Origin of the sequence: Brevibacillus sp. SIMBA_040 (genome assembly GCF_046535075.1) — a bacterium.
Taxonomy (GTDB): domain Bacteria; phylum Bacillota; class Bacilli; order Brevibacillales; family Brevibacillaceae; genus Brevibacillus.
The window spans coordinates 1-371 of the sequence record NZ_JAWRXI010000074.1 but is presented as its reverse complement, the minus strand read 5'-3'; the positions used below and the strand labels follow the sequence as shown (position 1 = coordinate 371).

General features: G+C 59.6%; 1 protein-coding gene. It reads left to right on the top strand.

Features of this window, described 5'->3' with window-relative positions; all coding sequences use genetic code 11:
- Window positions 1-189 precede the first annotated feature (189 nt).
- Window positions 190-371: hypothetical protein (locus SB752_RS32015; RefSeq protein WP_045577551.1), on the top strand; the 182-nt coding region annotated here is incomplete at its 3' end.

The following is a 371-nucleotide window of genomic DNA, read 5'->3' as shown; positions in this document are numbered from 1 at the left end:
AGTTTGTGTCGCGGGTTCGAGTCCCGCCGTCGCCCCACTCAATGCTCGGGAAACGCCGGTCATGCTGGCAGAGGAAAAGTGGGGGTGGCCGCGCACGATGAAAAAGCGGCTTCTGACGTTGGAAACGTCGCTACCGGGCGCATAATTGTGAGATGATAAAATCAGATTGAAGACATTACGGAGCAGGCAATGACAGAGAAGATTGAGCCGTTCAAGTTCACCCCTCACGGGCGCTGCGTTGGCCATTCCATGGTGATCGGTCCGCTTGGCAGCGGCAAAACGGTGTGGGCCGAACTGGTGAAGTTGTGGAGCGCAGGGCATCCGGGCGGATGTAGCTCGGTCGCCCAGGCTGGCGACGACGACGGCGAGTG